Annotated in this window: 17 protein-coding genes; 5 read left to right on the plus strand and 12 right to left on the minus strand. The window is 60.9% G+C overall.

What is annotated here, in order from left to right; translation table 11 throughout:
- Positions 1–400: 400 nt before the first annotated feature.
- The 8 genes from J4E42_RS28855 to J4E42_RS28890 form a co-directional block, all read right to left on the minus strand.
- Positions 401–1,411, minus strand: coding sequence for a YeiH family protein (locus J4E42_RS28855; RefSeq protein WP_207286734.1), 1,011 nt, complete (start codon positions 1,409–1,411; stop codon positions 401–403).
- On the minus strand, positions 1,408–1,734 hold the full coding sequence (locus J4E42_RS28860) for a Rieske 2Fe-2S domain-containing protein (protein ID WP_207286735.1): 327 nt from the start codon (positions 1,732–1,734) through the stop codon (positions 1,408–1,410). Before J4E42_RS28860 ends, J4E42_RS28855 begins: the two co-directional genes overlap by 4 nt.
- Positions 1,731–2,393 (minus strand): DsbA family oxidoreductase, encoded by a 663-nt coding sequence (locus J4E42_RS28865; protein ID WP_192226492.1) that lies wholly within the window; start codon positions 2,391–2,393, stop codon positions 1,731–1,733. Before J4E42_RS28865 ends, J4E42_RS28860 begins: the two co-directional genes overlap by 4 nt.
- Complete coding sequence (locus tag J4E42_RS28870; RefSeq protein WP_008032908.1) at positions 2,390–3,709, minus strand: MFS transporter; 1,320 nt, start codon at positions 3,707–3,709, stop codon at positions 2,390–2,392. Before J4E42_RS28870 ends, J4E42_RS28865 begins: the two co-directional genes overlap by 4 nt.
- 91 nt (positions 3,710–3,800) lie before the next feature.
- Positions 3,801–4,853 carry a 3-keto-5-aminohexanoate cleavage protein gene (locus J4E42_RS28875; protein ID WP_008032909.1) on the minus strand — a complete coding sequence of 351 codons (1,053 nt, stop codon included), beginning with the start codon at positions 4,851–4,853 and terminating at the stop codon, positions 3,801–3,803.
- An 87-nt stretch (positions 4,854–4,940) separates the two neighbouring features.
- Positions 4,941–5,789 carry a TauD/TfdA family dioxygenase gene (locus J4E42_RS28880; protein ID WP_207286736.1) on the minus strand — a complete coding sequence of 283 codons (849 nt, stop codon included), beginning with the start codon at positions 5,787–5,789 and terminating at the stop codon, positions 4,941–4,943.
- 13 nt (positions 5,790–5,802) lie between these two features.
- On the minus strand, positions 5,803–6,783 hold the full coding sequence (locus tag J4E42_RS28885; protein ID WP_008032914.1) for a quinone oxidoreductase: 981 nt from the start codon (positions 6,781–6,783) through the stop codon (positions 5,803–5,805).
- Positions 6,784–6,946: 163 nt separating this feature from the next.
- Entirely contained in the window at positions 6,947–7,159 is a 213-nt protein-coding gene (locus J4E42_RS28890) for a DUF3079 domain-containing protein (protein WP_008032916.1), read from the minus strand.
- A gap of 161 nt (positions 7,160–7,320) precedes the next feature.
- Here J4E42_RS28890 and J4E42_RS28895 point away from each other — a divergent pair, with 161 nt between their 5' ends.
- The 5 genes from J4E42_RS28895 (at position 7,321) to J4E42_RS28915 (ending at position 10,869) form a co-directional block, all read left to right on the plus strand.
- Complete coding sequence (locus J4E42_RS28895) at positions 7,321–7,680, plus strand: hypothetical protein (RefSeq protein ID WP_192226490.1); 360 nt, start codon at positions 7,321–7,323, stop codon at positions 7,678–7,680.
- A gap of 87 nt (positions 7,681–7,767) precedes the next feature.
- Entirely contained in the window at positions 7,768–8,292 is a 525-nt protein-coding gene (locus J4E42_RS28900; protein ID WP_207286737.1) for an iron transporter, read from the plus strand.
- A complete protein-coding gene (locus J4E42_RS28905; protein WP_207286738.1) occupies positions 8,293–8,625 on the plus strand; it encodes a cupredoxin domain-containing protein in 333 nt (110 codons plus the stop codon).
- Between the two features lie 22 nt (positions 8,626–8,647).
- Positions 8,648–9,502 (plus strand): FTR1 family protein, encoded by an 855-nt coding sequence (locus J4E42_RS28910; protein WP_207286739.1) that lies wholly within the window; start codon positions 8,648–8,650, stop codon positions 9,500–9,502.
- Positions 9,490–10,869 (plus strand): 4Fe-4S binding protein, encoded by a 1,380-nt coding sequence (locus J4E42_RS28915; protein WP_207286740.1) that lies wholly within the window; start codon positions 9,490–9,492, stop codon positions 10,867–10,869. The genes J4E42_RS28910 and J4E42_RS28915 overlap by 13 nt, the downstream gene beginning before the upstream one ends.
- Before the next feature lie 33 nt (positions 10,870–10,902).
- Here J4E42_RS28915 and J4E42_RS28920 read toward each other — a convergent pair whose 3' ends face one another.
- The 4 genes from J4E42_RS28920 to J4E42_RS28935 form a co-directional block, all read right to left on the minus strand.
- Positions 10,903–12,522, minus strand: coding sequence for a methyl-accepting chemotaxis protein (locus tag J4E42_RS28920; RefSeq protein WP_207286741.1), 1,620 nt, complete (start codon positions 12,520–12,522; stop codon positions 10,903–10,905).
- 92 nt (positions 12,523–12,614) lie between these two features.
- The gene (locus tag J4E42_RS28925) at positions 12,615–13,310 is read right to left on the minus strand and encodes an anaerobic ribonucleoside-triphosphate reductase activating protein (protein ID WP_008043833.1); all 696 of its coding nucleotides are present in this window, start codon (positions 13,308–13,310) and stop codon (positions 12,615–12,617) included.
- Positions 13,307–13,474, minus strand: coding sequence for an anaerobic ribonucleoside-triphosphate reductase (gene nrdD, locus J4E42_RS28930; RefSeq protein ID WP_008032934.1), 168 nt, complete (start codon positions 13,472–13,474; stop codon positions 13,307–13,309). Before nrdD ends, J4E42_RS28925 begins: the two co-directional genes overlap by 4 nt.
- A gap of 32 nt (positions 13,475–13,506) precedes the next feature.
- Positions 13,507–15,522 carry a ribonucleoside triphosphate reductase gene (locus J4E42_RS28935; protein WP_207286742.1) on the minus strand — a complete coding sequence of 672 codons (2,016 nt, stop codon included), beginning with the start codon at positions 15,520–15,522 and terminating at the stop codon, positions 13,507–13,509.
- Positions 15,523–15,800: the final 278 nt, after the last annotated feature.

Below are 15,800 nucleotides of genomic sequence, written 5' to 3' on the forward strand. Positions count from 1 at the left end.
CAGGACCGGAGCGAGGGCATGGCGAGCATTAGCGAGCCACCGAACGAAAGGGGCAGAAGCGCTTTGGTTACTTTCGCGCTTTTCGAAAGTGACTCGCCGTAAGGGCGAAACCAATAGCCGCCATCACCGCAGCAATGGATATGTACTCAGACAACAATCCCCCACAAGCTTTGACACAGCATGGATCAACGTCGGCAAAGACACCGACGGAGGTCAACGATGACGCGGGAAGCCTGGCCTCTGGCCCTTCCCTGGCGAGCTTGCACCGGGCAAAAAAAACGGCGACTGCTGGCACAGTCGCCGAAAAAAACCGGTGTTGTCGACACCGGTCGAGGACACCACCACAGTGAGGAGTCAACCGCGGTGCAGCCCTCTGTCAAAAAGCGTTATGCGTCGGGTGTCAAAGGCCCCAGTGCAGCAACAACAGCACCAGCACGACGAGGAACACCGTCTCCCCCACCATCAACAGGATCGGCTTGATACCCACCGCCGCCAGCTCCTTGAGCTGGGTCTTCATGCCCAGGGCACTGATGGACACCACCAGGCACCAGCGCGACAGCTCATTGATCGAGCCCTGCACCACCGGGGCTATCCAGCCGGTGCTGTTGATGCACGCCAGCAACAGGAAACCGACGGCGAACCACGGCAGCAACGGCGGTCGCTTGCCGGTCGGATCTGCACCCTGCATGCGAGTGATCATCGCGGCAGTGACGATCACCGGCAGCAGCATCGCGACCCGCATCAGCTTGACCACCGTGGCCGTATCGCCGGTCTCGGTCGACATGCTGTAACCGGCACCGACCACCTGGGCCACGTCGTGGATGGTCGCCCCGAGAAACACCCCGGCCACTTGCGGCGACAGTTGCAGCCAGTTGGCAATCATCGGGTACACGATCATCGCCAGAGTCGACAGCGCCGACACCCCAATCACCGTGAACAACGTCGCGCGCTCTTTCTGCGGATGATTGGGCAGCGCTGCCGCCAACGCCAACGCGGCCGATGCACCACAAATCGCGGTGGCCCCTCCGGTGAGCATGCCGAACAAACGCTGAAAGCCCAGCGCCTTGGCAGCGATCACTGAAACGCCGATGGTCACCACCACCAGAATCACCACCAGCGCCACTGGCTTCCAGCCCAGCGCAGCCATCTGTTCAAGGGTGATGCGCATGCCCAGCAGCGCCACGCCGATGCGCAACACGGTGCGCGCCGTGAATTCGATGCCGGCCTTGCAGGCACCGTCGCCGGCCAGAAAATTCAGGGCCATGCCCAATAGCAAGGCAAACAGCATCACCGGCGCACCGTAGTGCTCGGACAAAAAAGACGCGGCCGCCGCCACGATCAGACTGACGACAAAACCCGGCGCCAGTTCGCGCGTTCGGCTGTGGATACGGGTGAGAGCGATGGCGTTCATGGCGCGGCCTCCTCGGGAACAATGACGATGAATGCCTGACCGTCGATGATCTCGACCGGGTAGTTGGCGACTTTGACTGCGGTGGAATTGAGCAGGTAACCGCTGCGCAGATCGAAGCGCAGACCATGGGCGCAACACTGAATCACTCGCCCCTCAAGACGCCCGCCACACAGCGAGGCGCCCTGGTGCGGGCAACTGTCGTCGATGGCGAACAAGTCACCTCCGACGTTGAACAGCGCCAGGCTTTTGTCATCGAATTCGAACAGTGCACGACCGCCGACCTGCGGGTGTTTGCCGGCAGGCACGGGGATACGCCGGGTCATACAGGTTGCCGCTCGTAATCACTTTCTTTCAGCGCCTGGCTCATGGCCCCGAGCAACACCGCTGCAGGTTGCGCACCCACCACGGTCATGCGGCGATCGAACTGAAAGCCGGGTACGCCACTGCTCGCCTCGGGTGATCCGGCAAATGGAGTGGCGTCGCCCGTCAGACAGTCAGCCAAGACCTGCGCATCAATGCCGCAGGAGCGGGCAATGGCGAGCAAGGTCTCGCGGCAACCAAGGTTTTCGCGTTTGCGGAAATAAGCGGCGAACAGCCGCTCAAGCAACATTTCACTCTGGGCTGCGTTGCCCAGCGCGCTGACCCGCTCGAACAGGCGATGGGCGTCTGCGGTATTGGGCATCGTCTCGATCTGGCCGAGGTCGATGGTCAGTCCAACCGCCGCGGCAGCCTTTTGTACCTGGGCCTGGCGCATGGTCATGGCATCGGCATTGCCCAGACGCTTGCGGTAGAAATCGACGAAGGGCTCACCCTCCAACGGCAACTGCGGCAGCAACTGCACGCCATGCCACTGCGTGCTGATCTGCACATCCGGATGGCGACTGCGAAACTGTACCTGCGCATGCTCCAGTTGGCGTTTGCCGATCAGGCACCAGGGGCAGATAAAATCGAAAAACACATCAATCTGTAGACGACGACTCACAACTTCACCTCTAACCCGGCCTGGCTGACGGGGTCAGGCACGCGCTGACCCTGAAGGCGGGCAATATCTTTGTGGTAATGACACTTGGCATAAAAGAACACGGCCGCTGCCGCGAGGCTGACCAATGGCACCAGCTGGAAAGCGGCATGCAGGCCGATGAGGTCCGACACCCTTCCTGTGATGAACGGCCCCGGCGCCAGTCCCAGCATGTTGTTGGCCAATGTCAGCGTGGCGAAGGCCGTGCCATGGACCGAGTAATGGGTCAGGTTGGCGACCATCGCGCCAGCCGGGCCGGTTGTGCCGGTGGCAATCAGCATGCCCAGGCAAATCAGTGCCAGTTGCATAGGCCCTGCCGTCATTGCGAATGCCGCCGACAGCAGCAGGCAACTGCCCAGGCAAAAGGCGATGGCCAGGCTGACCTTGCGTTCCGGCGAGTTGCGACACAGCCGATCGCTGAGCATGCCGCACACAATCATCCCCGCACCGCTGCACAGCACGATGATCGCCGCCATGGCGCCGGCTTTGTCCGTCGGCATGTCGTAGTAGCGATTGAGGTAGCTGGGAATCCACACCATCACCGTGCCGCCGACGAACAGCTGCAAGCCGCTGGCGACGTAGGTCGCTACCACCGAACGGCTGGACCACAGCGTACGCAGCGGACGCTTGGCCCCCGCGACAGCCTTGGCGACCCGTTGCGGAGCGATGCGCGCTTCCTTGACGATGATCGGATAAAGCATCGCCAGCACCAGGCCAAACAACGCCATGCCGGCGAACGACCAGCGCCAGCCTAGCTTGGCCGCGATGGCACCGCCCAACGCCATGCCCAACACCGAGCCGAACATGCCGCCCGCCATAAACGCGCTGGCCAGGGTGGCGCGCATGTGTTTCGGAAACACCGAAATCACCACGGCGATACCGACGCTGCCATAAGCCGCTTCACCGACGCCGACCATGAACCGGGCAATGAACATTTGCTGGTAATCCTGCGCCAATGCGCAGCCCAGCGTGGCCAGGCTCCACAGCAACGCCATCAGCGCCAGGCTCTTGACTCGTCCAAAGCGGTCAGCCATCAACGACAGCGGGAATGTCAGCAGGCCGACCATCAAGGCAACGATACCGCTGAGCAACCCGAGCTGGCCGTCGCTCAGGGCCCACTCGCTCTTGAGCAGCGGGAACACCGCGTTCAGCACCTGACGCGACATGTAATCGGAAATCAACAGGCCGAACGTCAATGCAAAAACGATCCAGGCATATTGGCGCGAAACGCCGACGCAACCTGCGTCGTCATCGTCAGCGGCGATTGGGTGAAAGGCCATGCAGCCTCCTCAATGCTTTTATTTATTGTTGTTATCAAGCGTGTTGCAGTGCGGTGGACGAGAGGTTGCGGCCCCTCGTCCGGACCGCCGGTCAGCCGCGTTGCGGCACACCCTTTTGCCCAGCCTTGCGGTTGGGGGCCATACCGTTGGCCAGCAGGGTCTGCTCGATGCTGTCGTACTTCACACCGATGCGATAAATCTCGCGGGCTTCTTTGCCCGTGGCGATTTCGCGACCCAGTTCATGGGCAATGCGCACGGTTTGCTGGATCTGCGCCACCGAGCCGAAGCGATCACCCTTGTGATCAATGATAGTGTCTTCATTGCCCACGCGCGGGTGCATGCCCATGGCCATCGACATGGTGTTGAACGGCATGACGTTCTTGAGCAGCGACTCGGAGGTCAGGGTGCAGCCGTTCGGCGCGCGGTGGATGAAATTGAAGAAGTTGAACGGGTTCGGACCGTCGAAACCGCCACCGATGCCGATCCAGGTCAGGTTCAGCGGGCCCTTGTAGATGCCCTTGCGCACCAGGCGCTCGAGGGTTTCCAGGGCATGCATGCCGGTCAGCTGGAAGTGCGGCTGGATGTCGTTGTCCATCAGGCGCTTGAGGTGCTCGGCAACCCAGGCCGGGCCGGCCGGTACGGTCATTTCGCTGTAGGCAGCCTGGATCAACGGGTTAGCCAGTGAGGTACCTTCCAGGTATTGCGGATACAGCAGCTCCATGATGTTCATCTGGGTGGTGTTGATCGCCACCGTGACCTGATCCGGTTTTGGCGTCAGCTCGGCCAGCATGTGGCGGGTATCGTCGGACAGCCACTTGGCGGCTTCGCCATCACTTTCCGGGGCGAAGGAAATCGAACCGCCGACCTGGATGATCATGTCCGGCACCGCTTCGCGCACGCCGGCGATCAGCTCGTTGAACTTCGACAGGCGCTTGGAACCCTTGCCGTCCAGTTCACGCACATGCAGGTGCAGGACCGTGGCACCGGCTTCATAGCAATCGACCGCTTTCTGGACTTGCTCGTCCATGGTCAGCGGGATGTCTTCCGGGAAATCTTCAGGCATCCATTCCGGGCCGTACGGGGCCACGGTAATGACCACTTTTTCCATGTTTTCCGGGTGCAGGGAATCGTCGAAGAATTGCATGATTTACTCCACTTTTTATGATTGTCCCGCCCACCCGGGATCGTGCCGGGCAGACGTGTTTACGAGTGCGTATGCAGAAAGGGTCGATCAGTAGGTCTTGTCGCCGATGATCCCGGCGCGCTCCATCTTGCGATGGCACGGCGGGTAATCCATGACGGCGTAGTGCTGGGTACTGCGGTTGTCCCAGATGGCGATGCTGTTGGGCTTCCAGCGCCAGCGCACCTGATACTCGGGGATGTACGCCTGGCTGATCAGGTAGCGCAGCAATTCGCTGGCGCCTGGGTTGGCGTCCTGGCCGAAGCGAACCCGCTCAGAAGTGTGGTAGTTGCTGATGTGGGTGGTGAAGGCGTTGACGAACAGCACCTTCTCGCCGGTTTCCGGGTGGGTGCGCACCACCGGGTGTTCGGCGTCCGGGTACATCGCCTTGAGCGCCAGGCGTTTTTCGATCGGCATCGCCGCACCGAAACTCGCTTCGATGCTGTGACGGGCACGCAGGTCGGCGATTTTCACCTTCACGTCTTCCGGCAAACGCGCATAGGCCTCGACCATGTTGGCCCACATGGTGTCGCCGCCGACCGGCGGGCATTCCACGCAGCGCAACACGCACCCCATTGGCGGCGCCTCGCGCCAGGTGGCGTCGGTGTGCCAGGCGTTTTCATAGCGGTCCATCGGCTGGTCCGGATTCTTGTAGATCCGCACCAGCCCCGGATGATCCGGATCGCTGCCGGCCACCGGATGGTCTTCCAACTCACCAAAGCGGCGAGCGAAGGCCACGTGCTCCTCGCGAGTGATGTTCTGATCACGCAGGAACACCACCCGGTGCTTGAGCAACTGGGCACGAATCTCGGCAAACAGACCGTCGTCATGCACCGCGTCGGCGAGGTTCACGCCGATCAGTTCGGCGCCGATGTTGCAGGTCAATTGTTCGACTTTCATGGCTGGCCGCTCCTTAAATGACGAAAATCGACGAACCGGTGGTCTTGCGCGACTCAAGATCGCGATGAGCCTGCACCGCGTCCTGCAAGGCGTAGTGCTGGTTGATCTCGATCTTGATCCGGCCGCTGCCGACGTGGTCGAACAACTCACCGGCCAGGGCGGCTTTCTCCGCAGGGTCGGCGATGTAGTCAGCCAGGGCCGGACGGGTCAGGAACAACGAGCCTTTCATCGCCAGCATCACCGGGTCGAACGCTGGGATCGGACCGGATGCCGTGCCGACGCACACCATCAGGCCACGACGCTTGAGCGAATCCAGGGAGCCGGCGAAGGTGTTCTTGCCGACGCTGTCGAACACCACGTTGACGCCGACGCCATCAGTCAATTCGCGAACGCGGGCGGCGACGTCTTCATGACTGTAATTGATAGTATGGTCGCAACCGTGAGCCCGGGCGATTTGGGCCTTTTCCTCGGTCGAAACCGTGCCGATCACGTTCAAGCCGAGCAATTTGGCCCACTGCGAGACGATCAGGCCGACGCCACCGGCGGCGGCGTGCAGCAGAATGCTGTCGCCTTCCTTGAAGTCGTAGATGCGGCGCATCAGGTACGAAGACGTCAGGCCGCGCATGGTCATGGCCGCAGCGGTCTCGAAACTGATGGTTTCCGGCAGCTTGATCAACGGCGCGGCCGCGATCAGCCGTTCAGTGCTGTAGGCGCCAAGGGTGTTGAGGAAGCCGGTATAGGTGACGCGGTCCCCCACCTGGACGTTGGTCACCCCTTCGCCGACGGCCTGAACCACACCGGACGCTTCAACCCCCATGCCGTTGGGCATCGGAATCGGGTAAGTGCCATTGCGAAAATAGGTGTCGGCATAATTAAGGCCCACCGCCACATGACGAAGACGAACCTGGCCTGGACCGGGATCGCCGACCTCGACCTCCTCATAACGGAGGACTTCGGGACCACCGGTTTCGTAGAAGCGTACGGCGTTGGCCATTTTTTCTTATTCTCCAGTCTGTACAGCGTCGATTTGCGCTGATTGGACTGTAGGACGCAGTCTGGTGAGCCGCTTCTCATCAGACGACACCGGCTTTTCATTTCATGACAGATGGTTGCGGGCATGGAACGCGATGCTGCGGTATGACCAGGTTGGACCTGCGTCAGATATCGTCATCCGCCGCCTTGGTTGTGACGATGAGGGGCTCGATACCCCAGTCGCCCGGCACGTTCCAGTCTTCGCCAAACAGCTCGGCCGGATGCATCGTACGCTCGGAGCCATTGCCGCACGCCAACGACTTGGCCGGACAATACCGGTCGCATCCCCAGCAAATCCGCTCGGGGTGTTTGGGGTTGTCCGGGAAGTTCTTGGCCATGCCGATCTCCAGTCATTGAGAGGCGTGCTTTCCAAGCTACAACCATCGCGCGCAGCCGTCCTTGATGGATATCAAGCTATCGACATCGCGTGACTGCCCTCCCCCGATCATGATCCTGAGGCTAAGCTGATAACGGCCGAACAGACTTGGAGGCGTCGCTCATGATCAATAAAAATCCTCACCCGAACGCAGAGACACCCGACCGTCCACCGCTGTCGACATGGGACGATCAAGACGCCGCCACATCCATCGATAGCGATGCCTTTATCGCTCCACCCGCGCTGACAAACGCCGAACTGGTTCACTTGCGTGTCCGCGTCATTGCCCTGGAAAACCTGGTCATCGCGCTGCTGGCGGAAGGTTCGGAACGTCAGCTCGCCGTTGCCCGGGAAATGGCCGGCTACATTTCCCCCAGAGCCGGATTTACCCAGCATCCCTTGACCGTCCATGCGGCGGCACAGATGACCCACAGCGTCGAGCGCGCCCAGCGATTTCGCCGGCGCGACGAGCCGTCGGTTTAATTACTCAAAACTTGATAGCAATCATTATTGTTCGCAGCAAACCTTCCTAGACTCGGGTTCCTACTCGTCAGTGCCCAGGAAGAAATCATGCGTACCTCTCTCACACTCGCTTTGCTCTTGTTCGTACCGCTGGCTCAGGCCAAGGAATACCCGATCGGCGAACCACAGCTGTGTCCGGGGCTGGAAGTCGGGGCGGTTTATCTGCAACCGATCGAGATGGAACCGGCAGGCATGATGCGCGCCACTGCGGATTCGGATGTGCATCTGGAGGCCGACATCCGCGCCACTGCGGATAATCACCAGGGCTTTCAGGAAGGCAGTTTCGTGCCCTATCTCAACATCTCTTTCAATCTGAAAAAGCAAGGCAACGACCCGGAACTCAAAGGCGATTTCCACGCCATGGTCGCCAACGACGGTCCGCACTACGGCGACAATGTGAAGCTGATGGGGCCGGGCAAATATCAACTCACCTTCACCATCCTGCCACCCGGTGGTCATGCCTCTCTCGGTCGCCACACCGACAAGGAAACCGGTGTCGCGCCCTGGTTCGAACGCTGCGAACTGCACTACGAATTCGTCTACGCCGGCATTGGCAAAAAAGGCGGCTATTGAATGAAGCGCCTGCAGGTTGCCTGCCTGCTGGTGGCTGGAGCCCTTGCGCCGTTGACCGCCCTTGCCGAGTTGCCGAGCTACGAACTGATCCTGCGCGATGGCCACTTCACGCCGGCCTTGCTGGAGGTCCCGGCCGGGCAGCGATTCAAGATCGTCCTGAAAAACAGCGGTCAGGGGCCGGCCGAATTCGAGAGCACACCGCTGCGGGTTGAAAAAGTCATGTCACCGGGCGTGACCACCTTTGTCGTCATTCACCCGCTCAGGCCTGGTCACTACCCGTTTTTCGACGAGTTCAATCCGCAACTGCCCGAGGGCGGCATCCTCGCGAAATAACCTGTCAGCGCACGGAGTTTTCATGAATCAATCAATGTTCATCGTCTGGCGCGAAAGCGTCGAGGCGTTGCTGGTGATCGGCATTCTCCAGACCTGGGCCAGCCAGCAGTACCAGGGTCATCGACTGGTCAAATACTTGTGGGTCGGCGTGGGGCTGGGGTTGCTGCTCTCGGGTCTGCTGGCCGTGCTGATTCTGTTTGCCGGCGAGGCCATGAGCGGCTCGGCCAGTGAATGGTTCCAGGCCGCCCTCGCCCTGGTCGCCAGCCTGTTGATCGTGCAAATGGTGGGCTGGATGCACCGTCACGGGCGCTCCCTCAAACAGGATTTGCAGCGCCACGCCGACAGCCATCTGGCCCGGCAAGGCGGCATGGGATTGTTGCTGCTGGCGATGCTCGCGGTCAGTCGTGAAGGCAGTGAAACGGTCGTGTTTCTCTATGGCGCCGGTGCTCAACTGCGAGGCCCGCAGCTCGGCTTGTTTGCCATCGGCGGCGCCATGGGACTGGTGCTGTCGGCGTTGACCATCATCCTGCTGCACAGCAGTCGCCGGTTCATTTCGTGGCAACGATTCTTTGCCATCAGCGAAGTCATCCTGCTCATGCTCGGGGCCGCATTGCTGGTCAGTGGCACCGAGCGAATCGGCGGCCAACTGCTCGCCCTCGATCTGCCGGAGCAGGTTTACGGCGTCATTGGCGACGCGTTCTGGGACAGCAGCGTCTTACTGAGCGACAGCCATGGACTCGGTGGTTTCCTGGCCGGTTTTGCCGGTTATCGGGCAACCCCCAGTGGCCTGACCTTGCTGGTGTGGATCGGTTACTGGCTGGTCGTCGGCGGATGGCTACGGCAACGGACGATGGAAAAAGTCCCATGCCTGAACTGAGTTGGCACAATCGATGGCTCCAGCAAATGGGCGACGGGATGCGTCGCCATGCGCGGTTCATTCGTGCCGCGCAGTGGCTGGTTGTGGTGTTTTACGCAGTGCTGCTGGTGATCCCGCCGCTGTTACCGCTGCCGGACAGCCAGGCCCGGATGCTCGACAACCTGACCTTGCTTGCGCAGTTTTTGTTTTGGGGGATCTGGTGGCCGTTCGTGCTGCTGTCGATCGTGATGTTCGGTCGGCTCTGGTGTGGCGTGCTGTGTCCGGAAGGCTCGCTCAGCGAATGGGCCAGCCATTACGGTAAAGGCATGGGCGTGCCGCGCTGGTTGCGCTGGGGCGGCTGGCCGACCCTGGCGTTCTGCCTGACGACCCTCTATGGCCAGTTGATCAGCGTCTATGACTACGCTCAGGCGGCGCTGCTGATTCTGGGTGGTTCGACTGTCGCTGCGGTGGGCGTCGGGTTGTTGTTCGCCCGAGGCAAGCGGGTCTGGTGCCGTTACCTGTGCCCGGTCAGCGGCGTGTTTGCACTGCTCGCCCGCCTGGCGCCGGTGCATTTTCAGGTCAATGAACAACGCTGGATAGAAAACGCCCCGCCACGCCTGCCGCCCCCCAACTGCGCTCCGTTGCTCGATATCCGACGCCTGCAAGGCGCCAGTGATTGTCATGCCTGTGGGCGCTGCAGCGGGCAACGCGGTGCCGTCCAGTTGATCGCCCGGTCGGGCAATCAAGAGATTCTTCACGCGACGTCGCAGACGCTATCCCCGTGGGATGCTCGCTTACTGCTGTTCGGTGTGATCGGCCTGGCGATGGGCGCATTCCAGTGGACGGTCAGTCCCTGGTTCGTCGCCCTCAAACAAACGCTCGCCCAATGGCTGGTTGAACACGACCAGTTCTGGGCCTTGCAAGACAACGCGCCCTGGTGGCTGCTCACCCATTACCCGCAGCTCAACGACAGCTTCAGTTGGCTCGACGGGTTCAGCATCGTCACTTACCTGAGTTTGAGTTCGGTGCTGCTCGGCACCGTACTAATGGTTCTCTTGCGCCTGACCGCTCGACTGGCGGGTGATCGTGCACTGTATTGGCCCCTGGCGCTCACACTCACGCCCCTGGGTGGTGCGGGACTGTTTCTCGGGTTGTCGGCAACCACCGTGAAACTGCTGCGCTATGAAGGTTTGCTGCTGGAATGGGTGCAACCGGTCAGGGCCTGCCTGTTGGTGGCCGCGATAGGCTGGAGTTTGCTGCTGGGATGGAAGCGACTGAACCGCGAAAACCGCTCTCTGGCGCGGCGCATGTCGGGCAGCGCCTGCCTGCTGTTAGCCAATGGTTTGATCGGGTTTGGCTGGTGGTTGCAGTTCTGGGGCTGGTCCTGAGCGCCCACCTCCACAACCACCCGCCCGGGTGGTCTAGACCTTGAATCGCGCTACGGTCTGATGCAGCGCCCCGGCCATCTGTGCCAGTTCATGGCCAGCGGTGTCGGTGTGCTGCGCACCCAGCAAGACTTGCTCGGACAAGGTGCGAATCCCCACCAGATTGCGATCCACCTCACGCGCCACCAACGCCTGCTCCTCCGTGGCACTGGCAATCATCAGGTTGCGTTCATTGATCTGCGAGATGGACCGGGTGATCTGATCCAGTGCATCACCTGAGCGCTGCGCCACTTCCAGGGTGGCCCGCACCAGATGACTGCTGCTTTGCATGGCCGTCACCGCATGGCCGGTATCCTGGCGAATGTTGCCGATCATCTGCTCGATTTCCTGGGTGGACTCCTGCGTGCGATGCGCCAGCGCACGCACTTCATCGGCGACCACGGCAAAGCCGCGCCCGGCATCCCCGGCCCGTGCGGCTTCAATTGCCGCGTTGAGGGCCAGCAGATTGGTCTGCTCGGCGATGCTGCGAATCACGTCCAGGACTTTGCTGATGTCCTGCACCCGGCCCGCCAGTTGCTCGATGCGTTGCGAGGTGTCGGTGACGCCATCGGCCAGTTCGCCGATGGCAACCACGGTTTCCTGAACCTGTTCGCGGCCGCGCTGCGCGGTTTGCTCGGACTGTTTGGAGGCCTCGGAAGTACTGACCGCGTTGCGCGCCACTTCATCCACCGCAGCCGTCATCTGATTCACCGCCGCAGCGGCCTGCTCGATCTCCAGCCCCTGCAATTGCAGGTTGCTGGCGGTCTGGCTGCTGACGGCACTCAGTTCTTCGGAAGAGCTGGCTACCCGGTCAACCGAAGAAGCGATGTGCTTGACCATGGTATTCAGGCTTTGCTGCATCTGATGCATGTTCATCATCACACTGCCGTCGGCACTTGCACCCACCGGCACCTGAATCGTCAGGTCGCCCTCGGCGATTTCACTCAAGAACCGTGCGGCATCATCCGGCTCGCCACCCAATGGCCGGGTCACACTGCGCGTGACGACTATCGCAGCGGCAATCACCAGCGCCAGGCAGAACAGGAACAACCCGAGCATGTTGCGCCGGGCATCGCTGTACAGTGCCTGCGCCGACTGTTCACGGTCGATGAAGATTTTCCCTTGCAGCGCCATCAACTCATCCAGGCTGCGATACACCTCGGCTTCGGCCGGTACGACTTTCTGCTTCAGCTGGGCCATGGCATCGTCGGAAGCCCCTTGCCGAATCAAGACCTGCACCTGGGTGAACGCGGCAACGTAGGCTTCGCGGTTCTTTTTCAAGGCCAGGTATGCGGCTTTGCCCTCTGGCAGATAGAACAGCGGCTCAAGGGTTTCGAGCGCCTGGGTGATGCGTTTCTTGGTGGCGTCGATCGACTGCTGCACTTGCTGATTGTCCTTGTTGATCAGCAAGTCCCGGGTGTTCCTGGCGTTATCGCGCACGCCAGTGGCAATGACCATGATCGGTTCGATCTTCGGCCAGTCCTGTTTGACGATGACCACCGCCTGTTCCTTGAGCGTTGCCAGATCGTGCAACGCGTAAAACGCCATGCCCATCAACGCCAACGGCGCGATTGCAAAGCCGATGACGATCCGTTGAGCCGTGGTTAATTTAGCCATATCAAATGCTCCCAGTTTGATACCTGCCTGATTGGCAGCGCATTTGAAATTCATGGTGGATGTCACTGTTGAACGTTGTTCCTCGGGTTCGGTTACCCCCGTAACACGAACGCTGGAAACAACTCGCGCATCGCCTCCCAAAGATCGGGTAGCAAGGCCTGTGCCGAAACGCTCGGCAGCAGCGGATCGAACATCCGCTCGGTGCGCACCAGTTGCACGGCGAAGCGCTTGACGCCCAGCGCGCTCAATCGCTGCGCGAGGGTCAACAGACGTGCCGGTTCGACGAGATGCCAATGCACGGTGGTGCGGCATTCGTAGTCGACATCGCTGGCCAGCAGATGCTCGAGGCTGCGCCAGTTGGCTGTTCCGCTGCCCTCGACGCGGGTGATGGCCTGGCAATCCTCGGGCAACGCCTTGACGTCGAAGCCCACCCAGTCGGCCCCGGCCAGCGCCTTGGCGAACGCGGCCGGCTTGATGCCGGCGCTGTGCAAACCGATGCGAAATCCCATGGCGCGCACTTCATCCATGGCGCCGGGCAACGCGTCCTGCAAGGTCGGCTCACCGCCGCTGAACACCACGGCATCGAGCAGGTCCTGCCGACGTTGCAGAAACGCCATAACCCGCCGCCAATCCACTTCCTCGGTGCCACGAGGCGGGATCAGTTGCGGGTTATGGCAGTAACGACAACGCCAGGCGCACCCCTGGCAAAACAGCACGCAGGCGAGCTGTCCCGGATAGTCGATAGTGGTCAGGGGCACCATGCCCCCGACCCGCAGCATTCGACTCATTGGCGCCCGGCCACGGCCGCGCTTTCGGTGAAGTGCACCCGCTCACGGTGCTCCGACTGTTTGCCCGGATTGAACGCCGACACCGGACGGTGATAACCCATCACCCGGGTCCAGACTTCGCAGCGTTGACGTTGAGCCTGGGGCAGTGTTTGCGATGCAATCATGGTGAAGCTCCTTGCGGTTGAGTGGATCGAAATCAGTGAACGGTGCCGGTTTGCTGTTCTTTGAGCAGCAGGATCTCGTCGCATTTGGGGCAGAACTCGTGCTCGCCATCGAGGTAGCCGTGCACCGGGCAGATGGAGAATGTCGGGGTCACGGTCAGGTACGGCAGGCGGAACCGCCCGAGGGCTTTGCGCACCAGTTGCTTGCAGGCTTGGGTCGAAGAAATCCGCTCGGCCATGTACAGATGCAAGACCGTCCCGCCGGTGTATTTGCATTGCAATTCGTCTTGCAGTTCCAGGGCCTCGAAGGGGTCTTCGGTGTAGCCCACGGGCAGTTGCGAGGAGTTGGTGTAATACGGCGCCTGCGCGCTGCCAGCCTGGAGAATGTCGGGATAGCGCTTGAGGTCTTCCTTGGCGAAACGGTAGGTAGTGCCCTCGGCCGGCGTGGCTTCGAGGTTGTAGAGGTGGCCGGTTTCTTCCTGGAAACGCACGAGCGTGGCGCGCACATGGTCCAGCATCCTCAGGGCAAACTGCCGGCCGTGCTCGGTGTGCATGCCCTCCTTGTCGCCGGTGAAATTGCGCAGCATTTCATGCAGGCCGTTGAGGCCGATGGTCGAGAAATGGTTGCGCAAGGTGCCGAGGTAACGCTTGGTGTACGGGTATAAACCGGCGTCCATGTGATGCTGAATCACCTTGCGCTTGACCTCCAGGCTCTCCATCGCCAGTTCCATCAGCGTGTCCAGACGCTTGAGCAAACCGCTGGTATCCCCCTTGAATACATAACCCAGTCGCGCGCAGTTGATGGTCACCACGCCGAGCGATCCGGTCTGTTCCGCCGAGCCGAACAAACCGCCACCGCGCTTGAGCAACTCACGCACGTCCAGTTGCAAGCGGCAGCACATCGATCGCACCTGATTGGGCTGCATGTCCGAATTGAGGAAGTTCTGGAAATACGGTAGGCCGTAACGCGCGGTCATCTCGAACAGGCGGTCAGCGTTTTCACTGTCCCATGGAAAATCATGGGTGATGTTGTAGGTCGGGATCGGAAAGGTGAACACCCGCCCTTTCGCATCGCCGGCCTGCATCACCTCGATGTAGGCGCGGTTGAGCAGGTCCATTTCGGCTTGCAGGTCGCCATAGGCAAATGGCATTTCCTCACCGCCGATGATGGGGATCTGCTCGCGCAGATCCTGCGGGCAAACCCAGTCGAAGGTCAGGTTGGTAAAGGGCGTTTGCGTGCCCCAGCGCGATGGGACGTTGAGGTTGTAGATGAATTCCTGGATCGCCTGGCGTATCTGCTCGAAACCCAGCTGGTCCTTGCGCACATAGGGCGCCAGGTAGGTGTCGAACGAACTGAACGCCTGGGCACCGGCCCATTCGTTTTGCAAGGTGCCGAGGAAATTCACCATCTGCCCCAGGGCACTGCTCAAGTGCTTCGGCGGACCGGCTTCGACCCGTCCCGGCACACCGTTGAGCCCTTCGTGCAAGAGCGTGCGCAGCGACCATCCGGCGCAATAACCGGCGAGCATGTCGAGGTCGTGCACATGCAAATCCGCCTCGCGGTGGGCCTGGCCGATGGCTTCGCTGTAGACCTCGTCCAGCCAGTAGTTGGCGGTGACCTTGCCCGACACGTTCAGCACCAGCCCGCCCAGGGAATAGCCCTGATTGGCGTTGGCCTGGACCCGCCAGTCTTCACGGTCGAGGTATTCGTTCATGGAGGTGGCGACCTCGACCAAGGTCCGGCGGTCGCGGCGCAAACGTCCGTGCTGTTCGCGGTAGACGATGTAGGCGCGCATGGCGAAGAAAAAACCGGCGTCCATCAGCACCCGTTCGACACGGTCCTGGATCTGCTCGACATGCAGTCTCGGCAGCCCTTCCAGACGGGCGAGTACGGCCTCGAGCAGGCCTTCGGCTTCAACGTCGGTGTATTCCCCGGTTGCCCTGCCGGCAGCGATCAACGCCTGACGGATCTTGTCGGCGTCGAAGGCAACCAGGTCACCGTTGCGCTTGTGCAAACGGTTACTTCCTACTGAGATCAGCGTGCTTTGCATTCGGCCTCCAGATACTACATATAGATTTTTATTCATCTAAAAACACAACATGCAGTGGAGGTTACGGACAAAGGGCGGATCTGCAATTGACCGATATCAAGATTTGGCGGTGATTGCTTAGCATTTGTTTTTGGTGTGTAGATCCGTTTCTTCGGTGATGGCGGCTATTGGTTTCGCCCTTACGGCGAGTCACTTGGAAAAGCCCCAAGTAACCAAGGGCTCTTGCCCCTTTCGTTCGGTGCCTCGCTAATGCTCGGCATGCCCTCGCTCCGGTCCTG

Origin of the sequence: Pseudomonas sp. FW300-N2A2, from assembly GCF_017351735.1 — a bacterium.
GTDB lineage: Bacteria > Pseudomonadota > Gammaproteobacteria > Pseudomonadales > Pseudomonadaceae > Aquipseudomonas > Aquipseudomonas migulae.

Coding starts and splice junctions, on each gene's coding strand:
- J4E42_RS28855 (WP_207286734.1), bottom strand. CDS start 1,411: ATGAACGCCATCGCTCTCACCCGTATCCACAGCCGAACGCGCGAACTG.
- J4E42_RS28860 (WP_207286735.1), bottom strand. CDS start 1,734: ATGACCCGGCGTATCCCCGTGCCTGCCGGCAAACACCCGCAGGTCGGC.
- J4E42_RS28870 (WP_008032908.1), bottom strand. CDS start 3,709: ATGGCCTTTCACCCAATCGCCGCTGACGATGACGACGCAGGTTGCGTC.
- J4E42_RS28875 (WP_008032909.1), bottom strand. CDS start 4,853: ATGCAATTCTTCGACGATTCCCTGCACCCGGAAAACATGGAAAAAGTG.
- J4E42_RS28880 (WP_207286736.1), bottom strand. CDS start 5,789: ATGAAAGTCGAACAATTGACCTGCAACATCGGCGCCGAACTGATCGGC.
- J4E42_RS28885 (WP_008032914.1), bottom strand. CDS start 6,783: ATGGCCAACGCCGTACGCTTCTACGAAACCGGTGGTCCCGAAGTCCTC.
- J4E42_RS28890 (WP_008032916.1), bottom strand. CDS start 7,159: ATGGCCAAGAACTTCCCGGACAACCCCAAACACCCCGAGCGGATTTGC.
- J4E42_RS28895 (WP_192226490.1), top strand. CDS start 7,321: ATGATCAATAAAAATCCTCACCCGAACGCAGAGACACCCGACCGTCCA.
- J4E42_RS28900 (WP_207286737.1), top strand. CDS start 7,768: ATGCGTACCTCTCTCACACTCGCTTTGCTCTTGTTCGTACCGCTGGCT.
- J4E42_RS28905 (WP_207286738.1), top strand. CDS start 8,293: ATGAAGCGCCTGCAGGTTGCCTGCCTGCTGGTGGCTGGAGCCCTTGCG.
- J4E42_RS28910 (WP_207286739.1), top strand. CDS start 8,648: ATGAATCAATCAATGTTCATCGTCTGGCGCGAAAGCGTCGAGGCGTTG.
- J4E42_RS28915 (WP_207286740.1), top strand. CDS start 9,490: ATGCCTGAACTGAGTTGGCACAATCGATGGCTCCAGCAAATGGGCGAC.
- J4E42_RS28920 (WP_207286741.1), bottom strand. CDS start 12,522: ATGGCTAAATTAACCACGGCTCAACGGATCGTCATCGGCTTTGCAATC.
- J4E42_RS28925 (WP_008043833.1), bottom strand. CDS start 13,310: ATGAGTCGAATGCTGCGGGTCGGGGGCATGGTGCCCCTGACCACTATC.
- nrdD (WP_008032934.1), bottom strand. CDS start 13,474: ATGATTGCATCGCAAACACTGCCCCAGGCTCAACGTCAACGCTGCGAA.
- J4E42_RS28935 (WP_207286742.1), bottom strand. CDS start 15,522: ATGCAAAGCACGCTGATCTCAGTAGGAAGTAACCGTTTGCACAAGCGC.